Origin of the sequence: Stenotrophomonas sp. GD03777 (assembly GCF_029842485.1) — a bacterium.
In the GTDB taxonomy this organism is placed as follows: Bacteria; Pseudomonadota; Gammaproteobacteria; order Xanthomonadales; family Xanthomonadaceae; genus Stenotrophomonas; species Stenotrophomonas sepilia.
The window spans coordinates 12713-26541 of record NZ_JAOCGL010000020.1 but is presented as its reverse complement, the minus strand read 5'-3'; the positions used below and the strand labels follow the sequence as shown (position 1 = coordinate 26541).

The 13829-nt window shown below is 66.2% G+C and carries 11 protein-coding genes; all 11 read left to right on the top strand.

The features are described 5' to 3' along the window. Window positions 1-92 precede the first annotated feature (92 nt). The 11 genes from rpoZ (at window position 93) to N5E02_RS20935 (ending at window position 13815) form a co-directional block, all read left to right on the top strand. Window positions 93-392, top strand: coding sequence for a DNA-directed RNA polymerase subunit omega (rpoZ, locus tag N5E02_RS07040; RefSeq protein WP_005410877.1), 300 nt, complete (start codon window positions 93-95; stop codon window positions 390-392). A 106-nt stretch (window positions 393-498) separates the two neighbouring features. Beyond that, complete coding sequence (locus tag N5E02_RS07035; RefSeq protein ID WP_005418955.1) at window positions 499-2661, top strand: bifunctional (p)ppGpp synthetase/guanosine-3',5'-bis(diphosphate) 3'-pyrophosphohydrolase; 2163 nt, start codon at window positions 499-501, stop codon at window positions 2659-2661. A gap of 180 nt (window positions 2662-2841) precedes the next feature. Next, the gene (locus N5E02_RS07030) at window positions 2842-3228 is read left to right on the top strand and encodes a RidA family protein (RefSeq protein ID WP_005418954.1); all 387 of its coding nucleotides are present in this window, start codon (window positions 2842-2844) and stop codon (window positions 3226-3228) included. 7 nt (window positions 3229-3235) lie between these two features. Continuing rightward, window positions 3236-5347 (top strand): ATP-dependent DNA helicase RecG, encoded by a 2112-nt coding sequence (gene recG / locus N5E02_RS07025; protein WP_005418953.1) that lies wholly within the window; start codon window positions 3236-3238, stop codon window positions 5345-5347. 331 nt (window positions 5348-5678) lie between these two features. Next, entirely contained in the window at window positions 5679-6617 is a 939-nt protein-coding gene (locus N5E02_RS07020) for a nucleoside hydrolase (RefSeq protein WP_065179092.1), read from the top strand. Window positions 6618-6705: 88 nt separating this feature from the next. Next, the gene (locus N5E02_RS07015) at window positions 6706-6948 is read left to right on the top strand and encodes a type B 50S ribosomal protein L31 (protein ID WP_005418951.1); all 243 of its coding nucleotides are present in this window, start codon (window positions 6706-6708) and stop codon (window positions 6946-6948) included. 296 nt (window positions 6949-7244) lie between these two features. Then, a complete protein-coding gene (locus N5E02_RS07010; protein ID WP_005418950.1) occupies window positions 7245-8522 on the top strand; it encodes a citrate synthase in 1278 nt (425 codons plus the stop codon). Between the two features lie 238 nt (window positions 8523-8760). Continuing rightward, a complete protein-coding gene (locus N5E02_RS07005) occupies window positions 8761-9123 on the top strand; it encodes a NirD/YgiW/YdeI family stress tolerance protein (protein ID WP_005418949.1) in 363 nt (120 codons plus the stop codon). A 279-nt stretch (window positions 9124-9402) separates the two neighbouring features. Beyond that, entirely contained in the window at window positions 9403-9900 is a 498-nt protein-coding gene (locus tag N5E02_RS07000; protein ID WP_134970379.1) for a CS1 type fimbrial major subunit, read from the top strand. Between the two features lie 58 nt (window positions 9901-9958). Continuing rightward, complete coding sequence (locus N5E02_RS06995) at window positions 9959-12685, top strand: TcfC E-set like domain-containing protein (protein ID WP_279946119.1); 2727 nt, start codon at window positions 9959-9961, stop codon at window positions 12683-12685. Beyond that, the gene (locus N5E02_RS20935; RefSeq protein ID WP_345782200.1) at window positions 12682-13815 is read left to right on the top strand and encodes a CfaE/CblD family pilus tip adhesin; all 1134 of its coding nucleotides are present in this window, start codon (window positions 12682-12684) and stop codon (window positions 13813-13815) included. The genes N5E02_RS06995 and N5E02_RS20935 overlap by 4 nt, the downstream gene beginning before the upstream one ends. Window positions 13816-13829: the final 14 nt, after the last annotated feature.

The window sequence follows — 13829 nt, the reverse complement described above, 5'->3', positions numbered from 1 at the left end:
GGGGTTGGCTTGATTTTGTCCAGCCCCTGCCAGTACACTCCGTCCCCTTTCCCTCATTCGACTGAGCGGCCGACCGGTCGCCGGGAGCCCGTATGGCCCGCATCACCGTAGAAGATTGCCTGGAAGTCGTTAACAACCGTTTCGAACTGGTCATGATGGCTTCCAAGCGTGCCCGTCAGCTCGCCAACGGCGTGCAGGCCACGCTGGACAACAGCGAGACCGAGGACAAGCCGACCGTGCTGGCGCTGCGCGAAATCGCCGCCCGCAAGATCGACAACGCCCTGATCGACGAAGTCGAGAAGGCCGAGCGTGAGCGCGCCGAGCGCGAAGCACTGGAGTGGGCTGCCGCCGAAGTGGTGGCCGACGAAGACATGTCCAAGAACGACGATTGATCGCATCGATCAACGTAATCGTTGGATACACCGAACAGCCCGCCCCGTGCGGGCTGTTTCGCATTCAGGATTTGCCGTAAACGTCGCGCTGGAATAGGCTTCGGGCATGAACCCAGGCCCCACTGCCAAGGTCGCCGCAGCCCCCACTGCCGCCGTACCCGACTACGTCCTCCAGCTCGAACGCGCCGCCCATTACCTGCCGCCGGAACAGCTGCCGCTGTTGCGCCGTGCCTGGGAAGTCGGGGCCTCCGCGCACGCTGGGCAGACGCGCAAGTCGGGCGAGCCCTATATCACCCATCCGGTGGCCGTGGCCCAGGTGCTGGCCGAACTCGGCCTGGACGTGGAAGCGCTGATCGCCGCGATCCTGCACGACACCATCGAAGACACCCCGCTGACCCGCGAGGCGCTGGCCGCCGAGTTCGGCGAAGCCGTGGCCGAACTGGTCGACGGTGTCACCAAGCTGGACAAGCTGAAGTTCCGTGACCGCCAGGAGGCGGCCGCCGAGAGCTTCCGCAAGATGCTGCTGGCGATGTCGCGCGACCTGCGCGTGATCATGATCAAGCTGGCCGACCGCCTGCACAACATGCGCACGCTGGGCGCGCAGAGCCGCGAAGCGCGTGGCCGCATCGCCCGCGAGACGCTGGAGATCTACGCGCCCATCGCCCAGCGCCTGGGCATGAGCCTGGTCAAGAGCGAGCTGCAGAACCTCGGGTTCAAGGCGCTCTACCCATGGCGCCACGCCATCATCGAAAAACACATCCGCAGCCAGCCGGTGGTGCGCCGCGAAGCGATGGCGCAGGTGGAAGTGCAGCTGTCGCAGCGCCTGGCCAAGGAGGGCATCGAGCATCGGCTGATCAGCCGCATCAAGACCCCGTGGAGCATCTACAACAAGATGCGCGACGAGAACAAATCCTTCGACCAGGTGATGGATGTGTTCGGCTTCCGCCTGGTCGTGCGCAGCGTGCCCAGCTGCTATCACGCGCTGGGCTCGGTGCACGCCACCTTCAAGCCGCTGGATGGGCGCTTCCGCGATTTCATCGCCATTCCCAAGGCCAACGGTTACCAGTCGCTGCACACCGTGCTGTTCGGGCCGTATGGCTCGCCGATCGAAGTGCAGATCCGTACCGAGGAAATGGACCTGATCGCCGAACGCGGCGTGGCCGCGCACTGGACCTACAAGTTCGGCGGCGATTCGCCCAACAGCGCACAGAGCCGTGCCCACGCGTGGATCGTCGAGCTGATCGACTCGCAGCGCGCCGCCGGTTCCTCGCTGGAATTCCTCGACAACGTCAAGGTCGACCTGTTCCCGGACGAGGTCTACCTGTTCACCCCGAAGGGCAAGATCCTGGCCCTGCCGCGCAACTCCACCGCGCTCGATTTCGCCTACGCCGTGCATACCGACGTGGGCAACATGGCGGTGGCTTCGCGCGTGGACAAGAAACTGGTGCCGCTGCGCACCAAGCTGGTGTCGGGCCAGTCGGTGGAGATCATCACCGCGCGCTCGGCCACGCCGAAACCGCAGTGGCTGGAATTCGTGGTGACCAGCAAGGCACGCACCGCCATCCGCCACCAGCTCAAGCAGCTGGAGCACGAAGATGCCGTGCAGCTGGGCCACCGCATGCTCGACCGCGCGCTGGAAGCGATGGATTCGTCGCTGGAGCGCCTGCCGAAAGGCCGCTTGGATGCGTTCCTGGCCGAACACCGCTTCCCGCGCCTGGAAGCGCTGCTGGCCGAGGTCGCACTGGGCAACTGGATGCCGACCCAGGCCGCGCAGGCGCTGATGGCCTACGCCGAACTGCGTGGCGGCCCGCATTCGCGCCACCACTCGCAGGAGAAGATCCTGATCAACGGCAGCGAGCGCGGCGTGGTCACCTTCGCCGGCTGCTGCCAGCCGATTCCCGGCGACGAGATCATGGGCTACCACACCGCCGGCAAGGGCATCGTGGTGCACCGCATGGACTGCCCGAACCTGGCCGAGCTGCGCAAGTCGCCCGAGCGCTGGGTGCCGATTGGCTGGGACACCACCGTCTCCGGCGACTACGACACCTCGCTGGTGGTGGAAGTGGAGAACGGCACCGGCGTGCTGGCGCAGCTGGCCGCCGCCATCGCACAGAGCCATTCCAACATCGAACGCGTGGACTACCTGGACCGCGACTTCAACGCCGCCGTGCTGGCGTTCAACATCCAGGTGCGCGACCGCAACCACCTGGCCGAAGTGATGCGCCGCCTGCGCCGCCTGTCGGTCGTGCAATCGGTACGCCGCCAGTAGGTCCTGCGCGTACCGGTAGTGCCGGCCGCTGGCCGGCAACCCATGGATCCGCGACGGCATCGCGATTGCCGGCCAACGGCCGGCACTACCGAGGCGGCGCGGTAGATCCACGCCATGCGTGGATGCACCCCCAGCCGGTACAATCACCGCTCTGTTTTCCCCCAAGCACCGGAGCGACCCATGTCCCGCCAGATCATCAACACCGAAAAGGCCCCCGCCGCCATCGGCCCGTACTCGCAGGCCGTGCGCGCCGGCAACACCGTGTACTTCTCCGGCCAGATCCCGCTTGACCCGGCCACCGGCGACATCGTCGGCGCCGGTGACGTCGAAGCACAGGCCCGCCGCGCCTTCGACAACCTCAAGGCCGTGGCCGAAGCGGCGGGTGGCTCGCTGGACAAGGTCGTGCGCCTGGGCCTGTACCTGACCGACCTGGGCGAGTTCGCCAAGGTCAACGCGGTCATGCAGGACTACTTCCAGGCCCCGTACCCGGCCCGTTCCACCATCGAAGTCTCCGGCCTGCCGAAGGGCGCCAGCTTCGAGGTCGACGCGGTGATGGTCATCGACTGACCGCCACGTGGCACGCAAGGCGGCGGTCACCCCGGTCCTGTCACCGTCCGGCGAAGCATCCCTGGCGATGCTTGCCGGCGTCGGTCCGGCCGTGGCCGCCAAACTGCAGGCACGTGGCCTGGCCACCCTGCAGGATCTCTGGCTTCACCTGCCGCTGCGCTATGAAGACCGGACCCGGCTGACCCGCATCGAAGACCTGCGCAACGGCGTGCCGGCGCAGGTGGAAGGGCGGGTGGTCGCGGTCGAGCGTGGCATGCGCTACCGGCCGATGCTGAAAGTGGCGGTGGAAGACGAAGGGCAGGGCACCCTGGTGCTGCGCTTTTTCCACTTTCGCCAGCAGCAGGTCGGGCAGTTCGCGGTCGGCACCCGGCTGCGCTGCTTCGGCACGCCCAAGCCCGGCCACCTCGGCCTGGAAATCGTCCATCCCAGCTACCAGGTGCTGGGCCGCAACGACGATCCCGAACTCGGCGACCGCCTCGACCCGGTGTATCCCACCGTCGAAGGGGTCGGCCCGATGACCATGCGCAAGCTGATCGGCCAGGCGCTGGACCGCCTGCCCGAGGAAAGCACGCTGGAACTGCTGCCCAACGGTTGGCTCGATGGCCTGGGCCTGCCGCCGCTGCGCAGCGCGCTGCTGACCGTGCACCGGCCACCGCCGGATGCCGATCTGGCCGCGTTGGCGGCTGGTACCCACCCGGCGCAGCGTCGCCTGGCGATGGAAGAACTGCTGGCCCATCACCTCAGCCTGCGTCGCCAGCGTATTGCATTGCAGGCGCACCATGCGCCGCCGCTGGCCGGCCCCGGAAAACTGGCCAAGGCGCTGCTGAAGCAGTTGCCGTTCGCGCTGACCGGCGCGCAGGCACGCGTGTTCAAGCAGATCCGTGAGGACCTTGCGCGGCCCAGCCCGATGCTGCGGCTGGTGCAGGGCGACGTCGGCTCCGGCAAGACGGTGGTGGCCGCGCTGGCCGCCATGCTGGCGGTGGAGCAGGGCAAGCAGGTCGCATTGGCCGCCCCCACCGAGTTGCTGGCCGAGCAGCACCTCAACAATCTGCGTGGCTGGCTGGAACCGCTCGGCGTGCGCATCGCCTGGCTGGCCGGCAAGGTCACCGGCAAGGCGCGCGCCAAAGTGATGGAGCAGGTCGCCAACGGCGAAGCGCAGGTGGTGGTCGGAACCCACGCGCTGATGCAGGAGGCGGTGGTGTTCCAGGACCTGGCGCTGGCCATCGTCGACGAGCAGCACCGCTTCGGCGTGCACCAGCGCTTGGCGCTGCGCGACAAGGGCGCGGGCGGCAACAGCGTGCCGCACCAGCTGGTGATGACCGCCACGCCGATTCCGCGCACGCTGGCGATGTCCGAATACGCAGACCTGGATGTATCGGCCATCGACGAACTGCCACCGGGCCGCACCCCTGTGCAGACCGTGGCCTTGAACAATGACCGTCGCCCGGAACTGATCGAGCGCATTGCGCTGGCCTGCCAGGAAGGGCGGCAGGTGTACTGGGTGTGCACGCTCATCGAGGAAAGCGAAGAACTGGATGCCACCCCGGCGCAGGCCACCTATGAATCACTGCAAGCGCTGCTGCCGGGCGTTCGCGTGGGGCTGGTGCATGGCCGCCTGAAGGCTGCTGAAAAGCTGGCGACGATGGTGGCGTTCAAGGCCGGCGAGATCGACCTGCTGGTGGCGACCACGGTCATCGAAGTCGGTGTGGACGTGCCGAATGCTTCGTTGATGGTGATCGAGAACGCCGAGCGCCTCGGCCTGGCCCAGCTGCACCAGCTGCGTGGCCGCGTGGGCCGCGGTTCGGCGGTGTCGCGCTGCGTGCTGCTGTACCAGGCACCACTCTCGCAGATGGCGCGTGAGCGCCTGCAGACCATGCGCGAAACCAACGATGGTTTCGTCATCGCCGAGAAGGACCTGGAACTGCGCGGCCCCGGCGAACTGCTCGGGACGCGCCAGACTGGCCTGGCCGGTTTCCGCATTGCCGACCTGGCCCGCGACGCTGGCCTGCTGCCCGGCGTGCATGAATTGGCCGAGCGCCTGCTGGCCCAGCAGCCCGCGTTGGCCGATCGCGTGGTGCAGCGCTGGATCGGCACCGCTGTGCGCTACGCCTCGGCGTAGGCACCCCGGGGTCGGAGCCCTTTGCGCAGCAATGGCCTCTGACCCCATTTCCGGGACGCTCATCCACGCACGGCGTGGATCCACTGTAGAGCCGAGCCCACGCTCGGCTGCTGTGCGCGCTGCGCGCGGGAGTCGAGCATGGCTCGACTCTACAGAGAGCTCTTCCCCGCCAGCCGCGGGAAACCCGTTTTTGACGTTGCTGTCGAAGTTGCCGGCCAGCGGCCGGCACTACCGCGGGTGCAGGGCGCAGCCCTGCCAGAACCCCAACCCCCGTACTTGCAACGGTCATCATCCCGGTCCACACTTCGTTGCCGATCTGAAGACGGCAACGATGACCCACAAGATCCCCCTGTTGATCGACACCGATCCCGGTGTGGACGACGCCCTGGCCCTGCTGATGGCCTTTGCCGATGAACGGCACGACGTGGTCGCCCTGACCATCGCCGCCGGCAATGTCGGCCTCGAATACACCGTCCGCAACGCCCTCAAGCTCTGTGACATCGTCGGCCGCCCCGACGTACCGGTGTTTGCCGGCAGCCCGGATCCGCTGCTGCATCCCTCCGTTGACGCTGCCCACGTGCATGGCCGTGATGGCTACGGCGACGTGGACCTGCCGCCGCCGAGCCGCCAGGCCGAGGCCGAGCACGCTGCCCTGGCCATCCTGCGCCTGTCGCACGAACACGCCGGCGAACTGATGCTGGTGATGTTGGGCCCGCTGACCAATCTGGCGCTGGCACTGAAGCTGGACCCGACCCTGCCCCAGCGCATCAAGCGCATCGTGGTGATGGGTGGCGCGGTTACCTGCCACGGCAACATCACCCCGGCAGCCGAATTCAACATCGCCTTCGATCCTGAAGCCGCGCACGTGGTGTTCACCTCGTTCAAGCACCTGCTGGTGTCGGACTGGGAGGCGACCGTTGCCCACGGCCTGCCGCTGGAGGGCGCCGAGAAATGGCTGCAGGCCGATTCCGACCGCGCCCGCTTCTACGAACTGATCTCGCGCAAGACCCGCGCGCTGTCGGAAGATGCCAAGGGCGGCCGCTGGTATACGGCCGATGCGGTGGCCATGGCGTGGGCGCTGAATCCAGAAGGGCAGCTGCAGGTCGAGTCACGGCCGCTGAACGTGGAACTGAATGGCACGTTCAGCCGAGGCGCCACCATCGTCGACTGGAACCGCCAGACCGGCCAGCCGGACAACTGCGATCTGCTGATGGCCTACGACCAGCAGCGTTTCGAGGCCCTGGTGCGCCAGGCCCTGGGCGCGGACTGACCTCGATTGACCGCCACCGGTTGCCCCGAGCGGCAACCGGTGCTTATAATGCCGCTCTTGACCACCAGCCCATTTACGGTGTGAGCCCATGAAGGCCGATATCCATCCGAACTACCGCGACGTCGTCTTCCATGACGTCACCTCCGATTTCAAGTTCCTGACCCGCTCGACCATGGGCACGAAGGAAACCATCCAGTGGGAAGACGGCAACGAATACCCGCTGGTCAAGGTTGAAATTTCCTCTGCTTCGCACCCGTTCTACACGGGCAAGCACAAGGTCATCGACACCTCGGGCCGTATCGACAAGTTCCAGAAGCGCTACGCGCGCTGATCTGTCGATCCAGCTTCGAACCGACGGCCGCGCTCTGCGCGGCCGTTTGTTTTTCCCCAACGCCAACCCAACGGGCGTTTGGATGGACGGAACACTGCGTTCGTGTGACAACGCTTTTGCCGATCCGGGCCGCTCAACGGCCGGTGTCCGGCCGCCTGTCGTATACGACTTCCGTCTAGCACCCGACAAATGCTGCTGTGCGATAATGATGTGATCCCCGGCACAGGCCGAGGACGTCATTCACGTGCCTGACCAATGCGCTTGGGCAGGCGCCTTCCCATGAAGGAGCGCACACAGTGTCCGATCTTGATCAGGTCACGCTCAACGCCGGCGATAAGTCCGTCGTTCTGCCCGTCATCAAACCCACCCTTGGCAACGACTGCGTCGACATCGCGAAGCTGACCAAGGAAACGGGGTTCTTCACCTACGATTCCGGCTTCACCGCGACGGCCAGCTGCAAGTCCGCCATCACCTACATCGACGGCGACAAGGGCGTGCTGCTGTACCGCGGCTACCCGATCGAACAGCTGTCGGAAAAGTCGAGCTACGTCGAAGTGGCCTACCTGCTGATCAACGGCGAGCGCCCGAGCGCCGAGCAGCTGAAGGCCTTCACCGATGAGCTGACCGCCGAAGCCAACGTCGACGATTCGATCAACACCCTGATCGGCAGCTTCGCCAAGGATGCCCACCCGATGGCGATCCTGGCGGCCGCGATCGCGCAGCTGTCGGCCATCTACCACGACTCGCTGGACCTGTCCGACGCCGAGCAGCGCCGCAAGGCCGCCGTGCGCCTGATTGCCAAGGTGCCGACCCTGTCGGCGCTGATCTATCGCCACGGCAAGGGCCTGCCGGCCAACAAGCCGGACACCTCGCTGGACTACGTCAGCCGCTTCCTGAAGCAGACCTTCGAGTCCGCTGACGGCCAGTACGACCTGAACCCGGACGTGGTGAAGGCGCTGGACCTGCTGTTCATCCTGCACGCCGACCACGAGCAGAACGCCTCGACCTCGACCGTGCGCCTGGTCGGTTCGACCGGCGCCAACCCGTACGCGTCGGTCGCTGCGGGCGTCACCGCGCTGTGGGGTCCGGCCCACGGCGGTGCCAACGAAGCCGTGCTGAAGATGCTCGAAGAGATCGGCAGCGCCGACAACGTCGAGTCCGCCGTGGTCAAGGCCAAGGACAAGACCTCCGGCTTCCGCCTGATGGGCTTCGGCCACCGCGTCTACAAGAACTTCGACCCGCGCGCCAAGGTCATCGGCGAGATGACCAGCAAGGTGCTCAAGCAGCTGGGCGTGCAGGATCCGCTGCTGGACGTGGCCGTGAAGCTGGAACAGGCTGCGCTGCAGGACGAGTACTTCGTCGCCCGCAAGCTGTACCCGAACGTCGATTTCTACAGCGGCATCATCTACAAGGCACTGCAGATCCCGACCGAAATGTTCACCGTCATGTTCGCCCTGGGCCGTACTTCCGGCTGGGTGTCGCATTGGCTGGAACAGCAGGTCGATCCGGAAATGAAGATCGGCCGTCCGCGCCAGGTCTACACCGGCAGCGACGTGCGCGACTACCAGGGCTGATCGCCCGCAGCAGATTCTGCTGAGAACGCCCCGCATCTGCGGGGCGTTTTTTTTGTGCCCTGATCGGCTTCGGCGGATGGCAACCGCGGAACGTTGGTCCGCACGATAAGAGCCCGCTTCCGGATCTGAACGCGTTCTGACAATGAATGTCGCATTCACATCTTTTCGGATCTATTGCATGGGTATCACGTCGAAGGCGATAGAACCTGTGCGTACTGATCCCTGTGTGGAGAACGCCATGAACCGACTGATCGCCATCGCTTTCATCGCCACGCCGCTGGCCCTGCTGAGCCCGCAGGCCTTCGCGCAGTACACCGGGCCGGGGGCAGGGGCCGCTGCCAGCACCGTCGCTGACGCACGTGCGCAGCGCGATGACCATCCGGTGGTGCTGCGTGGCACCCTCACCGCCAAGATCGGTGACGAGCGCTACCAGTTCCGTGATGCCAGCGGCCAGATCGAGGTCGAGATCGATGACGAAGACCTGCCGCCGCAGGCCATCGGTGCCGACACCGTGGTCGAGCTGCGTGGCAAGGTCGACACGCATCGCTTCAAGCCCACCGACATCGATGTCGATCACGTCACCGTCGTGCCTGCAGGTTGAAGCCAACGGTAGCCGAGCGTGGGCTCGGCTCTACAAATTCAATGCAATGAGGTTTGTTGCATTGAACCGATGAGGGAAATTGCATAACCCTCGAACATTGAGCGAATTCAAGAATTCTCCTTAACACTCAGTGTTTTAGGAATGCTTGAATGGCCTGCATGGCAATGGATTTCTAACATTCTCTCCGTCGCCCGCATCCATCCCCGCGGGCGATGCTTCCCTCCCTTTTCTCCTTGGGGAGGGGAGCTTTCATATTCCCCCTGTCCGAGAGAGACACCCATGCACGCCATCATCAAGAAGGCCGCGCTTGCTGCAGCGCTGGCCACCGCTTCGCTGTCCGCGCACGCGCTGGAAACCAAGATCTCCGTCTATGCCGACGTCGACCCGACCCTGGCACTGCTGCGCGACGATGGCACCCCGCTGCCGGACACCGTGCAGCTGACCCACGATCCGCTGCGTGGCCTGCTGCCGTCGACGCAGCAGGTGCGCATCCATTCCAATGACGAAACCGCGGACATCGAGGTGCGCCTCGGCCATGATCCGGTGCTGACTAATGGTGCCACGCGCGTGCCGCTGGCCGTCAGCCTGAACACCGACGCGCTGACCACCGCGGTCACCGAGTTCAAGGCGGCTGACCTGTTCAACGGTGCCAGCTCGACGCCGGGTGCCTCCATCTCGATGCCCCTGACCATCGCCCAGGCGGGTGCCGGTGGCCCGCTTACGGTCAGCGGCCGCTATGAAGGCATGGTCTACATCGTCATGAACCAGAAGCCCTGATCCACGGCTTCCCGCGCCGGCCCGCACTCCGGGCCGGCCGCTACCCCAGCGTACCCCCATGACCCCACACGCCCCCGCTGTTACCCGGCTGGCGGTCGCGCTCGCCCTGGCGTTGTCCACTCCGCTGGCGGCCGCGCGCGGCGTCCCGCCCGGTTTCGAAGATCTGGTCGAAGGACAGACCGAACAACTCGACATCCAGCTGTTCGGCCGCTCGGCCGGGCTGTCGCCGGTGCGCGTCACCCTGGAGCATGTGCAGCTGGAAGATCCCGCGCGCGTGCTGCAGGCACTGGACCTGTCCGCCGAGGCGCAGGCCGCGCTGCTGCCGGCACTGTCGCAGCCGCTGCCACGCAACAGCCACCTGGCCTGCCGCTTCGGTGGCGCCGAGGCCGGTTGCGGCTATCTGGATCCCCCGGAAGACCCTGCGGCCGCGCGCGCGCTGTATGACGAAGGCGAGGGCGCCGTGCGCCTGTTCGTGGCGCGCAAGTGGATCGGTGGCGAGCCCGCCGCGGAACGCTTCCACGCGCTCAGCAGCAATGCCGAGAACGCTTTCCTGCACCAGCAGGTGCTCAACCTTACCGGTGGGCGCGACTACCAGTCGTTCAGTGCGCGCGGCACCGGCGTTCTGGGCCTGTTCCAGCGGGGCCATATGTCCGCCGACTGGTACTTCACCCAGCATCGCTACCGCAGCAGCGGTGGCGATGCGCATTTCGAATTCGACAACGTCTATTACCGCCATGACCTGGGCCAGCAGTACTACCTGCAGGCCGGGCGCATGGACCGCCGCAACCTGTCCAGCCCACAGGGTGGCACCTTCGGTTTCAGCATGCTGCCGCTGGACCGCTTCGACGGTGCCCGCGTGGGCACCACCCAGGCTTACGTGGACAGCGATGCTGCCGTGCAGGCCTCGCCGTTGACGGTGCTGCTCGCCCGCGATGCGCGCGTGGACGTGTTCGACGGCGAGCGCCTGCTGCAGACCTACTACCTGCAGGCCGGCATCAACCAGATCGATACCCGCAACTTCCCGTTCGGCAGCTACCTGGTGCGCATGCGCATCTACGAGGATGGCGTGCTGGTGCGTACCGAAGAAGCCCCCTTCGACAAGGGCGGCGACTGGACCGACAGCCAATGGCAGTGGTTCGTGCAGGGTGGCCGCCGCAACGAGCGGCGCAGCGATCGCTTCGACAGCGAACAGGTGGCGGTGGCCGGCATGCGCGTGCCATTGGCACGCGACCTGGCCGTTACCGCGGGCGTTGCCCATCTGGGCGGGCACAGCTATGGCGAACTGCGCGTCGACCTGCGCCGCGTGCTGGCCACGCAGGAAATGCGCGCAACGTTCAGCGGCATGCGCGGCAGCGATGGCAGCCACGGCCAGCAGCATCAGCTGTCATACCGGCGCAAGGCGTCCTGGAACATCTACCAGCAGCGCATGCGTGGCAAGGCCTGCCAGTTCGACGCCGATGCGCGGGACCGCCTGGGCTGCACCAACTCGCTCAGCGGATCGGTCTCGCTGCCGATCGCCGGTGGTACGGCGTACCTGGGGTATACCCGGCGCCAGACCTGGCGCACCGGTTGGAGCCGTCCTGGTGACCATGATCCGATGGCGCCACTGGATCCGTTCCTGCCGCCGCAACCGCTGCAACCGCACCGCGAGCCGCAGCTCAGCCGCACCTGGCAGGCCAGCTTCAGCCGCAGCCATCGTTGGCAGGATTTCAGCGTCTCCACGCGGCTGGGCCTGTGGCAGCAGCACAGCCACGACAGTGCCCGTGACACCCGCACGCGCGACCGTGGCATCTACCTCAACGTAAGCTTCACCCGCCTGCAGCGCAGCCATGTTGGCAACGGCCAGCGCCGCTATGCGGTGGACATGCGCCAGCCGCAGCACCAGCGGCCGGAGATCAACTACAGCGTCGGCCAGAGCTATCGCCAGGAGGTGGACGCGCAGTTGCGTGAGCTGACCTCCGAGCTGCGCGCCAACAACAGCGACCGCTACAGCGCATCGCTGGGCGGGCAGCTGCAGAACCGCTACGGAGAGACCGGCGCCACCGTGGCGTACTACCAGCAGCATGGCCGCAGCGAGACTGCCTACAGCGGCACGCACAGCTCGGCCTTTGCGCTGGGCCGGCGGGGCGCGTACTGGGGCGCAGGCAGCGGCGCCGACGCCGGGCTGGCGGTACAGGTAGGCGCCACCGATGACCTGGACCTGCAGGGCGTGGCGGCCGAACTGCAGGTGAGCGGCGCGGGCCGGCAACGGTTGCAGATCGGCGAGCGCCGGCTGCTGCCGTTGGCCGCCTACCAGTCGCACCGTGCCGAACTGCAGGACGCCAGCAACGACGCCAGCATGGCCGCCATCCGCGTGAGCGGCGTGGGCGGTGCGCGCCCGATGTTCCTGGCCCCGGGGCGGCTGATGCGCATGCCGGTGCCGATCGAAGTGACCTACACCTTCATCGGCACCGCCCGCACGCTTGCCGGCGCGCCGCTGGGTGGCGCCCGCATCCTCAACGCGCCGGTGCCCGGCACCAGCGCCAACGGCGGCTTCGTCGCCGACTTCCCGCGTCGCGAGACAACGCTCTACCTGCTGCAGGACGACCGCCTGCTGCACTGTCCGCTGCAGGTGCGCGAGCGCCGCCAGGTGGTGCTGCTGGTCGGTGCCGTGCACTGCGAACCGCTGGCCGTGGCCCAGCTGCCGGCGGAGATCCGCCAGCAGGCCCGGGTAACCCGGCTGCTGCAGGAACGCGCGCTGATCGCCGCCACGCCCCAGACCGCTGCTGCAGGAGGAACGCCATGAGCCGGCGTGTGTTGTTCGTGTTGATGCTGGTGTGCGCGCTGGCCGTGCTGATGCCACGAGCGTGGGCGCAGAAGTTTCCGGAAATACATCCGACAGATGAGACCCGTCGAGTCACCGAAAGCTGGGACCGATCAGCTGTCCCAGCCGAAGTCGTGCTCTGGTCGCCGATGACATTGTTGGCCTTTCAGGAAGGTCCAGATTCCCCTTATGAAGTTTCTCACCTTGTCTGCCTGTCCGATACCGATGCATCCCGCGGACGCTGTCCAGTGATTGGAAATCCGGAAGCACGTGGCAATGCGCTCCCCGTTTGGTTTTACATGACTGATCAGCGAACTGGACTTCGCACGGAGATTCATGCACTCGGCTACATCAAGAGGCCGTTGAATGGCCCTAACTGCTCTTCGGATCACTGGGGCTCACTGATCTATCCGATCTGGTCATCTGTACCAGATGTATGCCGACCGCTGATATCCGGCGGAATAGGTGTCTCTCTTGCCATTCGGAGCTCTGAACTGAAGCGCTTGGTTGCAGGGGCGTGGGCAGGGCGGATTGAACTCCAATTGCGTCAAACCCGTGGCGGTCCGCTGTTGGCGACCTATGTCTTCGATCTTGCATTCACCGTCACCGATTACGACGCGATCTCGATCTACTTTCCGGCCTTCGACACCATTGCGCCGCTGGTCAACATGGACCTGCGCTACGACCCCATCAAGCAGATGGTAGGCGGCCGCAAGCAGCTGGAGATGTGCCTCTACGACGGCCTCGGCTCGCAGAGCGAGTTCCTCGGCGTCACCGTGCGCGACAGCGGGCCGCGCCCGCCACCCGGCAGCGACTTCGCGGTCTGGCATCGCGATGGTGGCAGCGACGACCGCCAGCGCCTGGACTACCACGTCAGCCTGAACTACGGCGGGCGCGATATCCGCATGCGGCATGGCGTGGAAGAGCTGCTGCATGGCATCGAGAGCGCCGAACTGCGCCTGGTCATGCTGCCCGGCATCAGCCAGCCGGTCTATTGCGTGCCCACGCCGCTGACATTGCTGACACCTCCCACCCCTATCGCCAGCAAGCGCCCCGGTCTCTACGAGGGCGAGCTGACGGTGGAACTGCGCGTCCCCACCGCCAAACCCTGATCCCACACGGAGCC

What these genes read in the sequence shown, in the direction of transcription:
- N5E02_RS07020 (WP_065179092.1), top strand. Translation starts at nt 5,679, where the DNA reads ATGACCCACAAGATCCCCCTGTTGATCGACACCGATCCCGGTGTGGAC.
- N5E02_RS20935 (WP_345782200.1), top strand. Translation starts at nt 12,682, where the DNA reads ATGAGCCGGCGTGTGTTGTTCGTGTTGATGCTGGTGTGCGCGCTGGCC.
- N5E02_RS06995 (WP_279946119.1), top strand. Translation starts at nt 9,959, where the DNA reads ATGACCCCACACGCCCCCGCTGTTACCCGGCTGGCGGTCGCGCTCGCC.
- N5E02_RS07015 (WP_005418951.1), top strand. Translation starts at nt 6,706, where the DNA reads ATGAAGGCCGATATCCATCCGAACTACCGCGACGTCGTCTTCCATGAC.
- N5E02_RS07035 (WP_005418955.1), top strand. Translation starts at nt 499, where the DNA reads ATGAACCCAGGCCCCACTGCCAAGGTCGCCGCAGCCCCCACTGCCGCC.
- N5E02_RS07030 (WP_005418954.1), top strand. Translation starts at nt 2,842, where the DNA reads ATGTCCCGCCAGATCATCAACACCGAAAAGGCCCCCGCCGCCATCGGC.
- N5E02_RS07000 (WP_134970379.1), top strand. Translation starts at nt 9,403, where the DNA reads ATGCACGCCATCATCAAGAAGGCCGCGCTTGCTGCAGCGCTGGCCACC.
- N5E02_RS07005 (WP_005418949.1), top strand. Translation starts at nt 8,761, where the DNA reads ATGAACCGACTGATCGCCATCGCTTTCATCGCCACGCCGCTGGCCCTG.
- rpoZ (WP_005410877.1), top strand. Translation starts at nt 93, where the DNA reads ATGGCCCGCATCACCGTAGAAGATTGCCTGGAAGTCGTTAACAACCGT.